The organism is Bacillus cereus group sp. BfR-BA-01349, from assembly GCF_022663795.1.
In the GTDB taxonomy this organism is placed as follows: domain Bacteria; phylum Bacillota; class Bacilli; order Bacillales; family Bacillaceae_G; genus Bacillus_A; species Bacillus_A cereus.
The window spans coordinates 1-13,138 of sequence record NZ_JAKUGE010000060.1; the positions used below are offsets into that span (position 1 = coordinate 1).

The following is a 13,138-nucleotide window of genomic DNA, read 5'->3' on the forward strand; positions in this document are numbered from 1 at the left end:
AACTAAAAGGATTGTCCCCTGTGCAATACAGAGTTCAATCCTTAGTAGCTGCTTAATATATTTGTCTAATTTTTTGGGTTCAGTTCATTTTTCATAGGAGTCTTTTTATACTTCTAGGTTGCTTTTTAAATGGAAGCATTCTTCCCTGCTTCAATTTCTAATGACTCTTCATGCCACCAAAGTGTTTCTTCAGGGTCTTCTTTAGCGATTAGGTGTGCTTCTTTTTTCGTTTCTACTGTAGGATATGAACCTTTTAGCGCACGCCCTGAAGTCGTAACGAATAGTACACTAAATACAACTAATCCAATAATACTTACACCTGCTAAATAAAATGCCGGTGCGAGCGGGTTACCAGTTGCATGAACTAAGTATGAACATACGAGCGGTGTTGTTCCACCGAATATCGATACAGAAATATTAAATGAGATCGAAAGTGCTCGATAACGTACATCAGTGAAAAAGAGTGATGGTAATAATGAAGGTAATGTTCCTTCATATACACTTAAAAAGAAACCTAATACGAAAATACCTGCAAATATAGCTGCAATATGTCCGTTACCTATTAGTAAAAATGCTGGAATTGCAAATACAGTTAAACCAAGTAAACCAATTTGCACAACGCGTTTATTACCAATTTTATCACTTAATTTACCGAAATATAGTGCTAGTGGAATCATAAGTGCCATCGTAATAGAAATAATTAATAAGCCTGTTGTTTCTTCGACTTTAAGTACTTGAGTTAGATAAGAAGGAATATACGAAAGAATCATATAATTTGTAATATTAAAGAAGGCGACAATTACTGTGCTTAATAAGAAGTCTTTTTTGTGATACTTAATAATGTCCATAAATGAAAATTGTTCATTGTCTTCAGATTCCTCTTGTGCTTTTTCCATCTCTTCAAAGATTGGAGATTCATCTAGATGACGGCGTAAGTATAAACCGACCAAACCAATTGGTGCAGCTACTAAGAACGGAATACGCCATCCCCAGCTGAGCATTTGCTCATCTGTTAACAATAACGTCAAAATGGTAACAATTACCGATGCAGCAATGTAACCTGAGAGTGTTCCAATTTCAAGACCACTACCGAGTATACCACGCGTTTTATCTGGAGAAGATTCTGCGATATAAACCATTGCTCCTGAATATTCGCCGCCTGTAGAGAAGCCTTGAATCATTCGGGCAACTAAAAGTAGTATTGGTGCCCATACACCAATTTGTTCATAGGTTGGTAGTAATGCGATGAATAATGTAGAAAGTGCCATTAAAATAATAGTAGTACTTAACACGATTTTTCGGCCGTACTTATCTCCTATTCTACCAAAGAATACACCTCCGATTGGTCGAACGAGAAAGGCTGCTGCAAATGTACCGAATGTAAGTACAAGTTGCAATCCACTATTATCAACACCTGAGAAGAATAATTGACTTAAAATTACCGCTAAATACGCGTATAATCCGAAGTCAAACCACTCCATTGCGTTCCCTATACCAGTAGCAATTACTGCTTTCCTGGCTTGTTTAGGATTGACAATATTAACGTCTTGAGGTTCAAAATTTAAATCATTATTTTGTTGCATATAATAAAACAGCTCCTTTTTTAATTTAACTTCTTTAAGCACACCTTCTCTTATTGAATAAAATTAATTCGAAGCACTTAAGGGAAATCAACGTCTCCTTGTCTGTTATTATTATTTCACATAATTAATTATTTGTCCAATTAAATGCTCTTTTTGTATAAATTTACACCCTATTTAACTTTTTATAAAATGAAGTTTAGGCTATATAATATATACCTTTACACTATAAATGAACCTTTCATTTATTTATATTTATAACGTTTCTATAATTGCTTCCTCTAACTTAGAAATTAGTAACTTTTACTAAAGACTTGCATATATTTAAAAAGTGAACTCATTGGCTCGAATTCTGTTTTATTACATTCAACTATTAATATTATTGTAGTTTTAAAGGAGGCTCTTTTATGTTGGAAATAATACTTTTACTTGCTACTGTTTCTTTTCTCTTTATTATTTCTGGATTTTTCATTACCTTAAAACAATATAAAGAAATTAAAAATATAAAGACTATATTAACTACAAAAAAAGAAAATGAGAAAACTACATCCGAAAACTCAATCCCTATGCAATTAGACCTTAGCGTTCTCAATAATTTACTCGCTTCTGGAATAAATAAAAAGTCTAACTCAAGTAATGAAAATTGTGAATCTGATAAAAACAAATGATTGTTATGCTTATAACAAAAAGAAAATATATCTCCTATTTTATCTAACCTTATTAACAACTACCTCTGATTAAAAAGGAGACTGCTTATGTGTAAACATTCAATTTCTATTATTATCCCCATACAACATAAAATAAAAAATTTAACTGGAATTTTGAAAGCATGTGAACAACTACAGCCTTTAGAAATTATCCTTACTATTAACGGATATACCCAGGATTCAATTGGGAGTGCAGATTCCTACAATTGTGAAATTATTACACTAGAAGAACCGATAGAATCTCCTAATCTTTATGTAATTGGTGCAAAAAAAGCAAAGGGGCAGTATCTCTTATTTTTAGATGAAAATTACATGGTTCCCCCCTCCTTACTTATACAATTTCTTCAACCATTACTAAATGGATGTGCTGACGTCGTATTAAATAATTTAGATGATTTTTTTTATCAAAAACAACAGCCCAATTTAGCAATGATTTGGCAGCAAGTTACAAATCATTTTTTTTATCGCCCAGATTTAAATATTAACTCCTTATTATTTCCTCCCTATGCAATGACAAAAGAAGTACTTGAGGTAATTAATCCAGATAATTTATCAAATCCCATATTGGCACAAATGAAAATTATTGAACATAAATTTCGGATTTGCGATCAATTAAACATTCCTATCCCTCAAGTTCTCCCTTTTCCTTCAACTCAACTCATTCATTATCATCTTGAAGCCATTGCAAATTGGATAAGTAAAATGCAAGATCCAAGAGGAAACTATACCGATAATAATCGAAAGCGGGATATTATTTTAGGGCTTCAAAACGGAGAACAAAAATCCATTCCAAAAATAATTACAGGTAAAGAGTTTTATTCAAATACTTATGGAGATCAACAATTATCAGTTATCATCCCTGTTCAAAATGAAGAAAAAACGATAGAATCTGTTATTTTTGAGGTACAAAAATTAAAACCTTTTGAAATTATTGTTATTGTTAATGGATCAACAGATAAAACAGAGGAATTGGCGAAGAGTTGCGGTGCAACAGTTATAAGCTACGAAGAAGCACTTGGAAATGATACAGGACGTGCTGTTGGTGCCTTTTTTGCAAAAGGTGAAATACTATTATTTATAGATGGAGATTTCTTAATTTCTAGTCATGATTTATTACCATTTGTACAATCTATTCAAAACGGCACAGACTTAGCTTTAAATAAACTAGAGCACTACTATATGTATCGTCTACCGTATTCTATCGTCACCGCATGTAAATATGCTGTTAATTTAGCATGTAATCGAAAAGATTTAGGTATGGGATCCACAACTGCTGTCCCTCATGCTTTTAGTCGAAAATGCATTCATACAATTGGGTTTGATTCACTTCTTTCTCCAACCTTAAGTCAAGTGAAAACAATTTTAGCAGGGTTTCATGTGCAAAATGTCCATTCTGTCGACGTCGATAAGCTGAATCGTGTTCGACCTGAAAAACACTTCTCACAGGAAGGTTGCCTTTCATTAGCAACACAACAAATCATTGGTGATCATATAGAAGCAATTTCTTACCTCATTGAACAAAAAAGAGGTAAAGAGTGCTTTTAATTACACATCCAATCTACCAAATAATATATTATTTCATTTTAAATATATGACCGAATAAAAAAGATGGTTTGTAACCATCTTTTTTGTCTTTACATCAATTCAAAAGAAAAGTAGAAGGCAGGTTTTTCATTTCTGTATCTTCTTAAGAAGTTTGAAAAGAGAGGCTTGTTAATGAAGAGTCAACACTTAAATCATCATTTAGTGCAATTGAGAAACATGCAACTAATGGTAAAGTAATAACAATTGATTCACTAGGACTAATTACAATAGTAGGACTTGTCCCACATGTGCCTCCACAATCGACTACTGCATCAATTCCACTACCAGGGGTAATTGTAATTTTAAGACACACATCTAAACAAACATTATTCGTAGTACATGCCATAACTCTCCCTCCTTTCTCTTAACAATATATGCAGTTAGTTAAATTCGGACACGACTCTCCTACTAAATTTTATAAATTAGATGCTATTTTACTATTCGTTTTATAGGCAATTAACGTTTGATTAAACTATCTAAATTAACTAAGAAACTCAAATCATCTTTCACTGCAATAGAAATACATGCGATAAATGGTATTACATTAAAATTAGACATACATTCATCATTGCACCTTACGAATATTTCTGCGCCACCATTTGGATTGACTTTAGTTTCTAAATAAATCTTTAAATACCTTTTATTGATGTAAAAAAAGGTATTCTCTCCTTTCTTACATCTAATATTAAGTTAATTTCGTTACTGCTTTATTTACTCTTTACTTTATATACTTATAATAAATTGAAATAAAAAAGTAAAAACTTCTTCATGTATTTGAAGAGGTTTTTACTTTTCACTTACACTGAATTAAAAAAGCAATTTTTAAAATTTTGTTTTTATCCCAATACGTAACTCATACTTTATCCGTTGCTATTTCAAGCCGATTAATAAAGTAGCTTCCAAATTAAAATAAATCTTTAAAATCCCTATTCTTTAGTAAATAAGAAAACCCTTCTACATGATCGCCGGTAATTCTCAATACAGCTGGTGGATGTCCTACTGTTGCAAAGTGTTCATTTGGACGAATACGATTTGGTTTCATTACATCTACAAAATGGACACATTCGACTTTATACCCTTCTAATATTGCCTTTACTTGTGCAACACACGCTGTGTGAAGAGTGTCCCAGCCAATTCCCTCTAAACATTTTCTACTAATAGCATGGGGAACAGCAATTGTAGATCCTACCCCTAAATCTTTACGGTTACAAGCAATATTCAATATATATTTATATAAACTTACAATATATAGAGGAAATCTAAGATTTAAATTCAAATCATTTAAAACCATATCAACACCATCCGCAACAGCTTGCGTTAACGGATGAAGATCTTTTGCTGGAATAGCAAAATCAGCATCAATAAAGAGAAGTATATCCCCTGTGGCTTCTTGTGCACCAATTGCCCGTCCTACATCATGCCCTAATCTTTCTTCATAAACAATTACTGTTGCCCCTGATTGCTTAGCGATTACTTCTGTCTGATCTGTTGACCCATTAATGACAACAATTATTTCTTTCGGTTCAATTTTTCTTGCCTCAAGAATAACTTCTTTAATCGTTGATTCTTCATTTTGTGCTGGTATAATAATTGATAACTGTTTTCCATTATAAATTGATGAATTCATTCCCCATCCTTTATGGAAACGTGAATAATTCTTTTGTTTTTTAACTGCTCTATAATTTCTCTTTTTCTTCCTCCATCTGTATAGTTACCTCTATCATCTTTTCGTTGTAACCAACTCTCCAAAGCTTTTATATTTTCTTTAATCTCATATACTTCTAATTTAGTTAATTCACTTTTATAGAAAGAGGTTTTGTTTGCGGGCATATTATTCAAGGAGGTGTTAGTGATGGCTGACGAGGATTGTAGTCGCCACCCTTTCTCAATAAGAGTTACTTGGGACAGAATAGGGTTCTGCAAGATATCATATCCAATGTCTTCAATTGCTTTTTTAGTAATAACATATGGCATAGATAACATCGAATCATATTTTAAATCCATACGCCCCAATACATCGTTTACTATTTTTCTATACACCATAGCAATACTTGGCCATTCTACTCTCATCTTTTCAAAACATACGGAGTCTATGTTATTTAAGATTACATCCTGTTCCTTTTTCAGTATCGGTTCTATAAATCGCTCTAATTCTACCGAAAAAATAACATCTTCCCCATCTAAAAATAAGACTACATCACCATTGGCGATTTTTGCCCCATGAACTGGTGCTTTCCGTTTACTTTTCTCCTCAATCACAACAACGTTACTTTCAACAAATGTTGGTATAGATTGTATCGCACTCATTCTATCATCAGCTACAATAATAATTTCTATCGGTTTTATATGCTGCACTTTATTTAAAATTTGATTCAATTTTGATTTTTCTTCTCCTAAAACTATAACGACTGATAGGTCCACTTCTTTTTGTTCTTCTTTTACAGTCTGATTAGGTTTTACTTTTTTTATATATTCAATTGTTTCACTCTTCCCTACAGCTGCATGCCCTGCTTTTTTATCAAAATATAAGTCAATTATAATTTGATTTACTTCCGTGTCTTTATCAAGTTGCTCTAATTCGGAAATAAATGGTAGCAAATGATTTTGCACATCAAATTCACACGCGAAATTTTGCAAAAAATAAATATTCGGTACATATTTAATGTGATTAAAAAATTTCACAACATTAATTCTTTCGCCAAATTTCTCCTCAACTTCTTCTCTTGATAAATTTGGATAAGACAAATCGAAAACTAGATTTATTGGTACAGGTATCCATTTTAATAAATTTGTTTGAGGATTATTAATTAAAGCTGTGGAGCCCTTAACGAATCCAGCTAAAATTAAAGACATAAATCCTCCCCCGGAACTGCCATAAAACAACACATTTTTCGAATCAACTTTTAACTTTGCAAATACTATTTCTAAAATATTTGCTATATCTTGTAAATAAAATCTATTTAACTCTCCCTGTCCCCAGCCTAAAGATAATTTTCCAAGATATAACGTAGGGTCATTATAATATATAACAGTATCTTCAAATTCATCCATCCAAGAATGTCGATGAAAAATAGGTGGACCAATTGGCTGTTCTTGAAACCCACCTGCTCCGGATCCAAAAACAATAGTGTTAGAAGTATCGGGCTTAATACGAATTAAAAATTCATACGTTACTTTATCCCAATCAACCTTGAGTATAAATGGTTCTGTAATTTGAAAATCCATTTGCCATAATTGTTCATATGAAATGTTAATTTTTTTGTACTGGTCTAACAGTTTAATCACCCTTTCCATCTATTTCAAGATGTTCTATTAAGTAAGAGAGAGCTTCAACGTGATCACCAATTATTCTTAATACTGCCGGAGGATGTCCATTGTAACTTACATTCTCCATTAAACGAATTCTATTCGGTTTTACAACATCAACGTAATGTACACATTCTACTCTATACCCTTGTAATATAGCTTTTACTTGTGCAAGACTAGGGCATAGTAAGCTTTCCCAGCCTATTGCATCTAAACATGATCTACTCATAGCATGTGGAATTGCTACTAATGAGCCATTGCTTAATTCTGGACGATTATATGCTAAATTAAGCATATATTTTACGACGTCTACAACATAAAACGGAGGATGTAACATCGGATTCAAATCATTTAATGCTATGTCTACACCAGCTGAAACTGCTTTTGTAAAATGATGCAAATTACTTCCTGAAACACTAAAATCACCATCAATAAATAAAAGAATATCTCCTGTAGCTTCAAGCGCTCCAATAGCACGTCCAACATTATGACCAAGTCGTTCGTTATATTCAATAATAGTAACACCAAGTCTTTTAGCAATATTAGCCGTTTGATCTGTCGAACCATTTACAACGACAATTATTTCTAGTGGTTCTATTTTTCTCGCCTCAAGTATTACTTGTTCTATAGTCTCTTCTTCATTTTGTACTGGTATAATGACAGAAAGTTGTTTCCCGTTATAAATTGAAGAATGCATTCCCCAGCCTCGATGATACGAAGGATACTGCTTGCTTTCACCTAATCTTTGAATAATATCTCTTCTTTTTCCTGCATCAGTAAATCCTACTCTTCTTCCCTTTTTCTCTATCCATTTGGATATACCAATTAAATATTTTTCCACTTTCTCTTTTTCATTTTCTAATAATTCTTTTTTAAATAAATACCCTTCTTCTTCTAACATTTCATCTTTAGAGAACGTTCTTATTGCATATTGATTGTTAATCCGCCAGCCTTGATTCACTATGTTCATATGAGCTAGAACGATATCTTTTATATAATCAAAGCCGATATTTACCACTACTTCTTTCGTAAGTGCATATGGTAATGAAAGTATTGAATTGCTTTTTAAATCTGGTCGACTTAAAATTTCATTTAACATTTTTCTCCAAACAATATCCATATTCGGACATTTACCAACTTCTATAAATTTATCTATTCTGTTTAATACTACATCCGCCTGATTTGTAACAACTGGCTCAATAAAATTCTTCATTTCAGTTGAAGATAATAAAAAATTACTATCTACAAATAACAATACATCTCCTTTTGCTGCCTTTACAGAAGCTTCATACCCATCATAATACGTACTATATTTATCCATCAAAACAATATGGCATTTATGTTTCTTTGCTATTTCATACAAATTACTTCTATCGTTAGGAACGAAAATTATAATTTCAAGAGGATTTAGCTTCCATATAGATTGAATTGACTCTTCTAACATTTGCTCTCTTTCACTGTACAAAATAATAACCGTTAACGATTTCATTACACGCCCCCTTTACACATTATGTGACATAAAATATTAAGTATTACCATTTCCTATGAATTTGCTACTTTATTAACATATTCAAAAGTGAATTATACTGTGTAAAAACAACCGTCTATTTTTAAAAATATAAGTTCTGCACTTACCTCCTTTCTCTTATCATTGTTTGTTACAACTCTCACCATAAAAAACAAAAAAAGTCCTAATTTCTTTAGGACTTTTTTAAATAAATTTATCAATATTATTAATTTTATATACTACCTTTTTCCATGTTATACCGCGATCTTTTGTAGTAAATATTTCTTTTTTATTACACGCCCAACCTTTACGCCGATTAAAAAAATGCAAACAAAATACATTTTTTAATAATGGATTGCTTGATACTTTAATCCATTTTGCTCCTTTTTTTATTATTTGATACACACTCCCATTTTCACTATTTATAACCCAGCCATAATAGGAACTAAAAAACGAAACAGCCACTTTACTAGTATTTATTGTTTTATTTGAAATATGCCACGAATTCCCCTTATCAAATGAGTAATTCATTAAAAATACATCATCATTCATTTTAGTTGGTATTACTAATAAGTTATTTTTATAGATTGCTTTATAAGCCATAGCAGTCCCATTATTAATTCCTTCAAGACTTGGAATATCTTTTATAGGATGCCAACTTTCCCCACCATTTATTGTTTTAAATACCGTTGATGTTTCATAATGTTTTTGTAGTGAAATAAACCCAATTAGATCGTTTATAAATGTTATCCCTGAAATACTATCACTAATACTTATATTTTTTATTACTTTCCAAACTTTCCCTTTCGTTTTCAAATAGTATAAATTATGTTCAAATTTATTTGATGCAAGCTTTCTAGATAATACAATCCATATACTATCCATATTCGTAGCATGCAATTGTACTTGAACATCAGTCGATTTCTCTCAATCTTCTTCAACCGGTAAAATAAACTCACTCCACCTTTCTCCTCTATTAACTGTATAAAATATAGCTGGCAATAAATCGTCATTCTTTTTTGTTAAACCATATGCCCAAGAGCTTCGAGCGTTTATTGGATACCCAAATAATACAATTGAATTAAGAGGATTGACAACATCCCATTCTACTCCTCCGTTTCGAGTATATAAGATAGCCTGCTTTTTATTTGTATATTGAATACTAGCCCAACCATATTTATCCGTTCTCATTTGTAAAGAAGTAAATTGAATATCATTATTTTCCAATATATCACCTCATTCTTATTATTTATATATTCGTATGCTATTATTTTCAAAACGTTCTATCATTAGTTATTTAAACCACCCGCTTTATCTACTATCTTTATACTTTCCCTTTTCTTCACCACTCAAATATAACGAAATTCCTTCTATTTTTCCGTTATCATATACAAACGACTGTATTTTACAAAATTCAACTATAAAAAATGCACTCCAATTGTAAACTATCCCCAACAATTAGAGTGCACTTTATATAAAATATAGCTTTTAATTTTTAAGCACTTACTACAGTAGCAACCTTATCCATACAAGTAATAAATTGAGTAATAAATGTATCAATTTCTTCTTTTGTAATTATATATGGAGGAAGTAAACGGATGATATTCCCTTGTGTTACGTCAACTAATATCCCTTTCTCCATTAGCTCTACCTGTAATTTTTTCACATTTTCATTTGTATCATTTAAACTAATTCCAAACATCATACCAGCATGACGTACTTCCTGAATATAATAAGAATTTTCTTTCTGAATTTCTTGTAATTTATCATTTAAATATAGTGACGTTTCATACGCTTCGTGCATTAAACCATCTTCAATCAATGTGTTTAATACCGTTAACCCTAAAGCCGTTCCCATTGATGAATGAGCAAATGTTGTTCCATGATCTCCAGGTGCAAATACATCACATAGCTTTTCACCTACAATAATTCCTCCTAGCGGTATCCCGCCTCCTGCTCCTTTACCAATTTGAATAATGTCCGGTGTGATATTAAAATTTTGATACGCAAACAGTTTCCCGGTTCTCCCCATACCACTTTGAATTTCATCAACGATAAGTAGTAGATTGTATTTCTCACATAAGTTTTGAACGCCATGTAAATATTCACGCGATAAAGGATAAATCCCCCCGCTTCCTAAAACCGGCTCTAGCATAATCGCAATTGGATTTTCATGAATAATTGTTTCTTCTAATTGCTCTATATTTTCGCGCTCTACTTCATATACAGGAATCGATGTTTTAGGGAAATTTTGATATACATTTTCTTGTCTCGTAAAATGAAGTGCCCCTAACGTACGCCCATGGAAACTATTCTTCAGCACTACAATTCCTTCACGTTCTTCATTCGTATTAGCTCTATATTTATCAATTAATTTCAAAGTTGTTTCTGTCGCTTCCGTACCAGAGTTTGTAAAAAAGACCTTTCCGTTTTTTAATGAGCAATCCACTAATTTCTTTGCATACTCAATCGCAACTGGGTTTAAAAAATGAAACGGCAGATGCAACGATTTTGTAACTTGCTCCATTGTCGTTTGTACAATTTTAGGATGATTGTATCCTAATACATTTACTCCTACGCCAGAAAATAAATCTAAATACTCTTTACCATCTACATCATATAGTTTACATCCTTCTCCTCTTTCCATTGCAACCTCTGTACGACAATATGTAGACATCATATATTCTTTATCTAATTGAAACCAATCCGACATGTTAAATTCCTCCTATTTATTTTCCCTGTTTATTTCTGTTCATTCTCTATAAACTCATGTATAAATTCATTTTTTAGATTAAAATTTTAATAGTAATTTTCTTCACGATATTCATTTTTCCATAATTTCTTCTATTTCAACAGGTCCACTACATACACGTTTTTTTCATCTAGCGGTCTGTTACTACTTTGCATATCATACATAATCAAGATTATAAAATCATATTTAGTAACAATAGACGAAATAAATTTGGAGGCTATATCGATGAATGAAAACTATGATAAACAGGGGCAATCTTTACTAGGGAATCACTTTAATGAAAAAGGCGAACGTAATGAACAAGCTACCCTTCACTCTCAAACAGTTGGTTCACGTGGACCCGTACTAGAGCAAGATAGTGTACTACATGAGTCATTACAACAATTTATTCATGAAAAAATTTTAGAAAGACCTGTTCATGTAAAAGGATTTGGTGCGTTCGGTTATTTTCAAACGATATATTCGATGTCTGAACATACTAAATTAAGTTTTTTACAAAATTCTAATGAGAAAGTTCCTGTTATGGTGCGATTTTCGTTAGCTGTTAGTACGAAAGGAACACCGGATACTGCTAGAAATGTACGCGGTTTTTCTACAAAATTTTATACAAAAGAAGGCATTTTTGACCTTTTATGTAATCACATTCCTGTTTTTTCTGTCCGTGATCCGATGCGTTTCCCTGAAACGATTCAAGCATTATTGCCTTCACCTAAAAATAACTTAATAGACCCTAATAGATTTTGGAATTTTGTCGCTAAAGCACCTGAATCTATTCATTTTGTTGTCCGTTTATACTCTAATAATGGTACGGCCAAAAGTCTTCGCCACATTCCAGGGCATAGTGTTAATACATATGTATGGAGAAATGCGGAAGGTAATCGAAAGTATGTAAAGTATCATTGGTACCCGTTTGAAGGTGTACAGTACATTACTAGTAAAGAAGCAATTAAACTAGCTGCCGAAAATCCTGATTATAGTGGGAAAGATTTATATGATGCTATTGAAAATGGTAAACCAGTGGAGTATGGTTTATACGTCCAGCTCATGGATCCGAAAGATGAAGCGCACCTTTCTTATGATCCTTTAGATGACACAAAAGTATGGGATGAACAGACGTATCCTCTCATACCAGTCGGGAAAATGGTATTAAATAAAAATCCTGAAAATTTTATGGAACAAGTAGAAAAAGTCGCATTCTCTCCTTCTAATTTACTGGATGGTGCAGAACTATCAGATGATAAAATGCTGCAAGGGCGCGCTAACATTTACAGTGATTCACAAAGAAGAAGAATTGGTCCAGAATTTCGCAAATTAACGATTAACCAGCAGCAAGATTGGACACCTGCTAATCAAATTACAACCGGTGAAGGAAGGTACGTTGAAGGTAAACTTGAAAGAGCTTCTATAACGAAACAGGATGACTTTACACAAGCTGGTGAATTTTATACGAAGTTACAGCCAATAGAAAAAGAACATCTCGCTGAAAACTTAGCTAGTGATTTGAAAGTTATATCCGATGATATTAGGGAGATCGTTTTGGGGTATTTCAATCAAGTATCAACTGATTTGAAAACAAGCATTGAGACAAAAATGAAAGAGCATTAAGAAGATTAAAACATGCTTTACGAATGAGAATTCAGATCTATATTAATTATTTTCTTATCAAAATCCAATGAGGTTATTTAAATTAAAAATATAAAGC

Annotated in this window: 7 protein-coding genes and 2 pseudogenes; 3 read left to right on the top strand and 6 right to left on the bottom strand. The window is 32.1% G+C overall.

The genetic code is table 11. The features are described 5' to 3' along the window. Positions 1-125: 125 nt before the first annotated feature. Entirely contained in the window at positions 126-1,583 is a 1,458-nt protein-coding gene (locus tag MR169_RS24205) for an MFS transporter (RefSeq protein ID WP_242320158.1), read from the bottom strand. A 404-nt stretch (positions 1,584-1,987) separates the two neighbouring features. On the opposite strand from MR169_RS24205, the gene MR169_RS24210 reads away from it, so the two are divergent. Beyond that, positions 1,988-2,248: a hypothetical protein gene (locus MR169_RS24210; protein ID WP_044797303.1), complete on the top strand. Its 261-nt coding sequence runs from the start codon at positions 1,988-1,990 to the stop codon at positions 2,246-2,248. 87 nt (positions 2,249-2,335) lie between these two features. Next, complete coding sequence (locus tag MR169_RS24215; protein ID WP_086392538.1) at positions 2,336-3,832, top strand: glycosyltransferase; 1,497 nt, start codon at positions 2,336-2,338, stop codon at positions 3,830-3,832. Positions 3,833-3,974: 142 nt separating this feature from the next. Here MR169_RS24215 and MR169_RS24220 read toward each other — a convergent pair whose 3' ends face one another. The 5 genes and pseudogenes from MR169_RS24220 to MR169_RS24240 form a co-directional block, all read right to left on the bottom strand. Then, complete coding sequence (locus MR169_RS24220) at positions 3,975-4,217, bottom strand: hypothetical protein (protein ID WP_242320159.1); 243 nt, start codon at positions 4,215-4,217, stop codon at positions 3,975-3,977. Positions 4,218-4,775: 558 nt separating this feature from the next. After that, a pseudogene (locus MR169_RS24225) lies at positions 4,776-7,096 on the bottom strand (glycosyltransferase). Positions 7,097-7,148: 52 nt separating this feature from the next. Further along, positions 7,149-8,666, bottom strand: a complete 1,518-nt coding sequence (locus MR169_RS24230; protein ID WP_242320160.1) for a glycosyltransferase family 2 protein — start codon at positions 8,664-8,666, stop codon at positions 7,149-7,151. A 222-nt stretch (positions 8,667-8,888) separates the two neighbouring features. Continuing rightward, positions 8,889-9,911: pseudogene (locus MR169_RS24235) on the bottom strand (WD40/YVTN/BNR-like repeat-containing protein). A 268-nt stretch (positions 9,912-10,179) separates the two neighbouring features. Next, on the bottom strand, positions 10,180-11,397 hold the full coding sequence (locus tag MR169_RS24240) for an aspartate aminotransferase family protein (protein ID WP_098616678.1): 1,218 nt from the start codon (positions 11,395-11,397) through the stop codon (positions 10,180-10,182). A gap of 264 nt (positions 11,398-11,661) precedes the next feature. On the opposite strand from MR169_RS24240, the gene MR169_RS24245 reads away from it, so the two are divergent. Then, entirely contained in the window at positions 11,662-13,041 is a 1,380-nt protein-coding gene (locus MR169_RS24245; protein WP_001005109.1) for a catalase, read from the top strand. Positions 13,042-13,138: the final 97 nt, after the last annotated feature.

Excerpts from the sequence above, each read along its gene's own strand:
- MR169_RS24205 (WP_242320158.1), bottom strand. The coding sequence starts at position 1,583 with ATGCAACAAAATAATGATTTAAATTTTGAACCTCAAGACGTTAATATT.
- MR169_RS24245 (WP_001005109.1), top strand. The coding sequence starts at position 11,662 with ATGAATGAAAACTATGATAAACAGGGGCAATCTTTACTAGGGAATCAC.
- MR169_RS24210 (WP_044797303.1), top strand. The coding sequence starts at position 1,988 with ATGTTGGAAATAATACTTTTACTTGCTACTGTTTCTTTTCTCTTTATT.
- MR169_RS24220 (WP_242320159.1), bottom strand. The coding sequence starts at position 4,217 with ATGGCATGTACTACGAATAATGTTTGTTTAGATGTGTGTCTTAAAATT.
- MR169_RS24230 (WP_242320160.1), bottom strand. The coding sequence starts at position 8,666 with ATGAAATCGTTAACGGTTATTATTTTGTACAGTGAAAGAGAGCAAATG.
- MR169_RS24215 (WP_086392538.1), top strand. The coding sequence starts at position 2,336 with ATGTGTAAACATTCAATTTCTATTATTATCCCCATACAACATAAAATA.
- MR169_RS24240 (WP_098616678.1), bottom strand. The coding sequence starts at position 11,397 with ATGTCGGATTGGTTTCAATTAGATAAAGAATATATGATGTCTACATAT.